Origin of the sequence: Pedobacter sp. MC2016-05 (genome assembly GCF_026239735.1) — a bacterium.
In the GTDB taxonomy this organism is placed as follows: Bacteria; Bacteroidota; Bacteroidia; order Sphingobacteriales; family Sphingobacteriaceae; genus Pedobacter.
This window is the reverse complement of sequence record NZ_JAPIVT010000039.1, coordinates 1-6,514: the sequence shown is the minus strand read 5'-3', so window position 1 is coordinate 6,514 and position 6,514 is coordinate 1. Positions and strand designations below refer to the sequence as shown.

At 37.6% G+C, this 6,514-nt stretch carries 7 protein-coding genes; 2 read left to right on the top strand and 5 right to left on the bottom strand.

Translation table 11 applies throughout. The annotated features are described in order from the left end of the window. Window positions 1-156 precede the first annotated feature (156 nt). Window positions 157-591 carry a GNAT family N-acetyltransferase gene (locus OQZ33_RS23985; RefSeq protein WP_265802098.1) on the top strand — a complete coding sequence of 145 codons (435 nt, stop codon included), beginning with the start codon at window positions 157-159 and terminating at the stop codon, window positions 589-591. A 382-nt stretch (window positions 592-973) separates the two neighbouring features. Here the strand turns inward: OQZ33_RS23985 and trpA are convergent, their stop codons facing one another. From trpA to trpD, 4 genes are all read right to left on the bottom strand, one after another. Continuing rightward, a complete protein-coding gene (gene trpA, locus OQZ33_RS23980) occupies window positions 974-1,741 on the bottom strand; it encodes a tryptophan synthase subunit alpha (protein ID WP_265802096.1) in 768 nt (255 codons plus the stop codon). Window positions 1,742-1,851: 110 nt separating this feature from the next. Continuing rightward, window positions 1,852-3,033, bottom strand: coding sequence for a tryptophan synthase subunit beta (trpB, locus tag OQZ33_RS23975; protein ID WP_265802095.1), 1,182 nt, complete (start codon window positions 3,031-3,033; stop codon window positions 1,852-1,854). Window positions 3,034-3,337: 304 nt separating this feature from the next. Next, window positions 3,338-3,973 (bottom strand): phosphoribosylanthranilate isomerase, encoded by a 636-nt coding sequence (locus tag OQZ33_RS23970; RefSeq protein WP_265802094.1) that lies wholly within the window; start codon window positions 3,971-3,973, stop codon window positions 3,338-3,340. Continuing rightward, window positions 3,973-4,959 carry an anthranilate phosphoribosyltransferase gene (gene trpD / locus OQZ33_RS23965; RefSeq protein ID WP_265802093.1) on the bottom strand — a complete coding sequence of 329 codons (987 nt, stop codon included), beginning with the start codon at window positions 4,957-4,959 and terminating at the stop codon, window positions 3,973-3,975. The genes OQZ33_RS23970 and trpD overlap by 1 nt, the downstream gene beginning before the upstream one ends. Window positions 4,960-5,239: 280 nt before the next feature. Between trpD and OQZ33_RS23960 the strand changes: the two genes are divergently transcribed. Next, the gene (locus OQZ33_RS23960) at window positions 5,240-6,187 is read left to right on the top strand and encodes an ion channel (RefSeq protein ID WP_265802092.1); all 948 of its coding nucleotides are present in this window, start codon (window positions 5,240-5,242) and stop codon (window positions 6,185-6,187) included. Window positions 6,188-6,190: 3 nt separating this feature from the next. Here OQZ33_RS23960 and OQZ33_RS23955 read toward each other — a convergent pair whose 3' ends face one another. Continuing rightward, a complete protein-coding gene (locus tag OQZ33_RS23955) occupies window positions 6,191-6,424 on the bottom strand; it encodes a hypothetical protein (RefSeq protein WP_265802090.1) in 234 nt (77 codons plus the stop codon). Window positions 6,425-6,514 lie beyond the last annotated feature (90 nt).

The window sequence follows — 6,514 nt, the reverse complement described above, 5'->3', positions numbered from 1 at the left end:
CCTTGACGAACCATTAATGTGCCGCTACCGATTTAGGTAATCTTTTAAATATTTTATTCAAAGCTAAACTAATTGTAAAATTCAATTAACCCCTAAATAAGATACTGATACAAATCTAAAGGACGATTTATAAAAAAAATTCAATATTTTAGTTTTATGATTTACCGCCAGGCAGAAATATCCGATATCGCTAAAATCCAAATCGTTCGACATTCCGTTAAGGAGAACACCTTGTCTAACCCTTTACTCGTCACCGATGCAGATTGTGAGGAATTTTTAACCCAACGTGGCCGAGGATGGGTCTGCGAAATTGATGGAAATATAGTAGGCTTCTCTATCGTTGATTTGAAGGAGAACAATATCTGGGCTTCATTCGTAATGCCAGAATTTGAAGAAAAGGGAATCGGCAAAGCGCTCCATCGATTGATGATGGATTGGTACTTCAACCAAACAAAAAAAATGGTTTGGCTAGGAACCGCACCGAACACCAGAGCCGAAAAGTTTTACGAAAAACAAGGCTGGAAAAATGTCGGGATGGTAAATAAAGGGGAAGTAAAGTTTGAAATGAGTTATGAAGATTGGATAAGATAAAAACACAAAAAGCCGTCAATTCGAATGAAACGCAGCACAATGGAAAAATCTTTGAATCTTGTACCAACTCATCTAAAAGAGTTCTCTGCTACGGTTAAAATGACGATTTATAAAATTTACTCGCACAACTTCCTATCCAACTAAGCCCCACCACATCATCTCCGTTTTCTTCAATATAGCCTAAATTTCACGAACAGCTCCTTCTCTTTCAGGAGAGGGCGGGGTGAGGTATTTTCAGTCGATGTTTTTTTCCTTTTAGAATCAACAAAAAAAGCCATTCCGGCCAGGACAAAAAAACAAAAGATCGTAGCGAGACGCTACGACCAGAACTGGGGATTGTTTCGTGCCTCGCAATGACGAAATTTGCTTTACGGTCACGACCTTAAGATTTAAACTTCTTCATAAACTCACTTACATTCTCTTCGATATTCCCATTCTCGATAGCTTTTACGAAAGCGGTACCAATTATTGCCCCATTTGCATAAGAACAGGCTTTATCAAAAGTTTGCTTATCGCTAATCCCAAATCCAATCATGGTTGGATTTTTTAAATTCATATTCTTAATTCTGCTGAAGTAATTTTCCGTGGTATTGCCTACTTCGAGGTTTTTACCAGTTGTTGCTGAAGAAGAAAGCAGGTAAATGAAACCGTTTGTTAAGCCATCAATTTTATGGATACGCTCATCAGCGGTTTGTGGAGTAATCAAAAATACGTTGCTCAGATTGTGTTCTTCGAAACAGCCTTTGTAAAATTCTTCGTATTCTACCATCGGCAAATCGGGTACAATGCAGCCATCTACTCCTACTTCAGCACAAGCTTTACAAAAGTTTTTTACACCGAATTGCAAAACCGGATTTACATATCCCATGAGTAAAACAGGAATAGTTACGCTTTTGCGCAAATCCTTAAGTTGCTCAAAGAGCAGCTTTAAGTTCATGCCTTGATCTAGCGACTTTTTACTACTGGCCTGAATTACCGGACCATCAGCAACAGGATCTGAATATGGGAATCCGATCTCCAGCATATCAGCACCAGATTTTTCTAAAGCTTCAGCAATTTTAATCGTATCGCCAATATTTGGGAAACCAGCGGTATAATAAATTGACAATATATTTTTTTTCTCTTCGAAGAGTTGTTTGATTCTGTTCATTGTTTTCAACTTTTCGTCGTTGCGAGGCACGAAGCAATCCTAAAACGATAGCAAGGTTAATAAATCCAAAGCATTAAGTTTGCTTCGTACCTCGCAATGACGACTTATCTTTATAATTTAAAATATTTAATGTAAGTATCTAAGTCCTTATCGCCCCGTCCTGATAAGCAAACCACCACATTTTCGCCACCTTTAAATTCCATTTTTTCTAAATAGGCTAATGCATGTGCGCTTTCTATTGCGGGTATTATTCCCTCCAATTGTGTTAACAACAAGCCAGCATCCAAACTTTCCTCATCGGTAATGGAAACGTATTTCCCGCGGCCAGTTTTGAATAAATGGGCATGTTGCGGACCAATTCCCGGATAATCCAAACCAGCAGAAACCGAATGCGGCTCCACCACCTGTCCATCATCTGTTTGCATTAAAATACTCCGGCTTCCATGTAAAACTCCTTCTTTTCCAAGATAAGTAGTTGCTGCAGAAAAACCACTTGAAACACCTTTTCCAGCCGCTTCAACAGCAATTAATTTCACATTTTCATCTTCCATAAAATGATAAAACATACCCATGGCATTACTTCCACCACCAACACAAGCCAAAACATAATCTGGTTGATCGTTTCCAGTTTGCTCGATCAATTGTTTTTTAGTTTCCTCAGAGATAATAGACTGGAAAATGGCAACCATATCTGGGTAAGGATGTGGCCCAACCACCGAACCGATAATATAATGGGTATCAACCGGATTGTTGATCCAGTCTCGCATCGCCTCGTTAGTGGCATCTTTAAGTGTCTTACTTCCAGAACTTGCCGGTACCACTTTAGCGCCCAACATTTTCATCCGGGCAACGTTTGGTGCCTGCCGCTCAATGTCTACTTCGCCCATATAAATTACACATTCCAAATTACGCAGGGCACATACGGTAGCGGTTGCCACGCCATGCTGACCAGCACCTGTTTCGGCGATGATTCGCTTTTTTCCAAGCTTTTCTGCCAGAAGAATTTGACCTATTGTGTTGTTGATTTTGTGTGCACCAGTATGATTTAGGTCTTCTCTTTTTAAGAAAATATTCGCCCCATATCTTGCTGATAAACGATTTGCCAAATACAATGGCGAAGGGCGACCTACATAATCCTTCATAAGTTGATGAAATTCCTTTTGAAAATCGGCATCATCAATAATTTTCAAGTAGTTTTGACGCAATTCTTCCACGTTTGGATAGAGCATTTCCGGAATGTATGCTCCACCAAAATCTCCGTAATATCCTTTTTCGTTTACTTTGTATTTCATAATATCTTTAATCAATATTGCGTCGCTTAAAACCGACGGTAGTGAACTTTCAATCTTTTATTTCTTAGCCACTTATTATTCCATTCTGCAAAGCCTTGCCACTCCATCTCCGTTTCACTCTAATCCGGCCTAACAAATTTTCGAAATGCATTATCCAAGCCAAACCTCTAACTTTAATAGTGAGATTTTCAGCCCGTGTTTTTTGTTTCTTTTTGAAATCAAAAAGAGAAGAGCCCGTCCGGCTAGGACAAAATATAATCAAATTCTACTCCCTTTCCACTCCAAACGGATAGCATAAGGAAAACTAATGACCGAGTTTTGCAAAAAACTCTCCAATTTTCTGTACATCCTTAACTCCTGCCTCAATTTCAAACCGACTATTAATGTCTAACGCATATAATCTCGAATTCTCAATTTTTGATATCGCTGCTGCATGTTCTAAATCTATTCCTCCACTTAAAAAATAAGGCTTATTTAATTTATAATTCTCCAAAATCTTCCAGTCGAAAGTTTTCCCTGAACCACCATGCGCTTTTGTTTTTGTATCGAACAAAAAGAAATCAACTACATTTTCATAAACATCTAAAACAGAAAAATCAAACTCCTCCTCTACGCCAAAAGCTTTAATTACTTCCAAACTATTAAATGACTCTTTCAATTCGTTACAGTATTCAACCGATTCATTGCCATGTAACTGAACAGCTTTTAACTGATAAAGATTTACTTTTTTCTTAACAACCTCCAAATCTTCGTTTACAAAAACGCCAACAGTTTTAATTTGATGAGGCACATATTTTATCAATTCGGCAGAAACATCAGAAATAAATCTCGGCGACTGCTCATAAAATATGAAGCCCAAATAATCTAGTTGTAACGCAGCGACAGAAGCAATGTTCGCTGCAAACTTCATCCCGCAAACCTTTAGCTTTAAACTTCTCATCAGGCTACCAATTTTTTAAAACTTTCCAACGCCTTTTTGCTTACCAATGATTCTTCGGCTTCGTAAAAACAATCTGCAAAGCTGGCGATTGGTTTGATTGTTTTGATGGCTAATGCTGAGTTGCAGAGCACTACATTGTTTTGTACATCAGTAGCCTCACCATTAAGTACATTCATAAATATTTTTGCAGATGATTCTACCGTATCTCCACCCTTGATGTCATTTACTGCAACCTTTTCAAAACCCATATCGCTTAAGGTCAAAATACTTTCACCTTTGTTATTGAAAGTTTTCACATCGCAAGTGAGCGAGATCTCGTCGTATCCCTCAAGCGCATGCACAATCGTGTAATTTTTGGTAGTATCCTGATATAAATAATTATACAAACGGGCAAGTTCCAAACTGAAAACCCCAACCATTTGATATTTTGGTTGTGATGGATTAACCATTGGTCCCAGCATATTAAAGAAGGTTTTGATGCCCAAATCTTTCCGTATCGGTGCCACAATTTTCATTGCCGGGTTAAATAAAGGAGCGTGTAAAAAACATATTCCAGCGGCATCAAGGTTCCGTTTCAAAATATCCTGATCATTGGTAAAATTATAACCCAGATATTCCATTACGTTTGATGAACCACAACCTGAAGAAACGCCATAATTACCATGCTTTGCTACTTTATGTCCTGCACCAGCCACCACGAAAGAGGAAAGGGTGGAAATGTTAAAAGTGTCTTTTCCATCTCCACCGGTACCGCAAAGATCAATTAATTCATAATCAGAAAAATCTGTTTTAATGCCCAAATCCAGCATGGCATCGCGGAAACCCTGAAGCTCATCAACAGTGATATTACGCATGGCATAAGCAGTAATAAAAGCGGCAATTTGCGAAGAATTAAATTCCCCCTGTGTAATGGAAATGAGTATATTTTTTGCCTCTTCCCTACTGAAATTTTTATTTTCGAATAAATGATTTAAGATTTTTTTCATTTTTATTATTTCCCTCGTTCGTCGTTCTGAACTTGGTTCAGAATCATTTTTACCAGATGCCGAAATAAACTCAGCATGACGACAGCGCATAAAAAAAGGATTGCTTTTAAGGCAATCCTTTTCATCGTTTATAAAATATTTTAAAATATATAACAACAGAATTTGCCTAACGAATTTCGTTATGCCACCACCAATTGTTATTTAAGTTTTTAATTATCATGTTTATATAGAACAAATATTGATATACTTTTTTATATTTCCAAAATCTTTTTAACAATCTATGGCATTTTTTAAGCGAAAAGTACAGTTTAATGATGATTTGGGTTTCGGCTCGAGCCCCGTAATCAAAAATCAACGCGTTCTAAATACCGATGGTACTCCGAATATTGAACGTACAGGCTTACCCTGGTTTAAATTTGATGATACGTATACTCGGTTAGTTACCATGAGTTGGCCTCGTTTTTTTCTGGTGATACTCATTGCCTATCTTATTGTAAATACTTTATTCGCTGTTGCTTACAACGTTATTGGAATCGAAAATTTGAATGGAGCAAATGGCAAAACCCTTCGAGATCAATTCTTTGATGCTTTTTTCTTTTCCGCACAAACCATTTCTACCGTTGGTTATGGCCACATTTCTCCGCAAGGTTTTATTACCAGCGTTCTGGCTGCTTTCGAAAGTATGTTGGGCTTGTTGGCTTTCGCACTGGCTACCGGATTGCTCTATGGCCGTTTCAGTAGGCCTACTTCCAAGGTAACTTTTAGTAAAAAAATGGTTATCGCACCTTACCAAAACGGCCTAGGTTTAATGTGTCGGCTTGCCAACCTCAGAAAAAATTCTTTAATAGATGTTGAGGTGGAAATGTTTATGACTTTTAACGAAACCGTTGATGGAAAACTCAAACGTAGCTTTTATCCATTAGAACTGGAGCGCAGTAAAATTGCTTTTCTTTCGTTGAACTGGACTTTGGTACATCCTATAAATGAAGACAGCCCCATTTTCGAAAAAAATTTAGATGAACTAAAATTAGCCGAAGTGGAAATTTTTGTGATTTTAAGGGCATTCGACGATACGTTTGCGCAAACAATCCATACCCGTACCAGCTATCAGGATGAAGATATTCAATGGAATGCAAAATTTAAGATTATGCATTACCACAACGAGGCCGGCAAAACGGTTATGGATTACAGCTTATTTGATCACACAGAAAAGGTAATGGCTGATTAATTATTACCAAACGGGTGGGGCATAAAAGTTTTGCAGGTTTTCGCAATTGTAACCGAATTTGGTAAGTAAAGAAACCGCATCCCCAATTTTATCAACACTTGAATCTATTCTAAGGATTTTATCAGCGTCTGATAGATCAACACTCCAGGTTGCTCCAGAAAGTAAGTTGTTTAAATGCTGGGCGATTTTATTGAGTTCAACTCCTGTTTGAATATTCGTTTTAAAAATCGAGATCATAGGGTAATTTCTTAAGTAAAATTTTAGGTTTTCAGGAGTAGAGACGAATGAAAATTAGAATTACTTTAAAATAAATGTAAATAATTTCAA